This window comes from Mesorhizobium sp. M2E.F.Ca.ET.209.01.1.1, assembly GCF_004010375.2.
In the GTDB taxonomy this organism is placed as follows: domain Bacteria; phylum Pseudomonadota; class Alphaproteobacteria; order Rhizobiales; family Rhizobiaceae; genus Mesorhizobium.
The window spans coordinates 1-441 of record NZ_SADP02000193.1; the positions used below are offsets into that span (position 1 = coordinate 1).

Consider the following 441-nt stretch of genomic DNA (forward strand, 5'->3'; position numbering starts at 1 on the left):
GTTTCCTGCTGCGCCTGGCAATGGGCTACCCGAGCGCGCAGGCCGAGCGCGAACTGCTGCGTGGCAGTGATCGCCGCGACCTGATCGCGCGCGCGGTGCCGAAGCTGGACGACACCCAGGTGCGTGCGTTGCGTGAAGCGGTTGGCCAGGTGCACGCCAGCGACGCGCTGGTCGACTACGTGCAGGCGCTGCTGACCCGCAGCCGCCAGCATGCCGGGGTCCGCGTGGGCCTGTCGCCGCGTGCCGGGCTGGCCCTGCTGCGCGCCGCCAGGGCGCACGCGCTGCTGCTCGGCCGCGGGCACGTGGTTCCCGAGGACGTGCAGACCCTGTTCGTGGCGGTGGCCGGCCATCGCCTGGTGGCCGAGGCCGAGTCCAGTTCCGGGCCGGCACTGGCGCGCGCGATCCTGCAGACCGTCGCGGTGGACTGACGGTGGCCACACG

The 441-nt window shown here is 73.9% G+C and carries 1 pseudogene; it reads left to right on the forward strand.

Features of this window, described 5'->3' with window-relative positions:
- Positions 1 to 428, forward strand: a pseudogene (locus EN852_RS35240) (hypothetical protein); the annotation flags it as partial.
- Positions 429 to 441 lie beyond the last annotated feature (13 nt).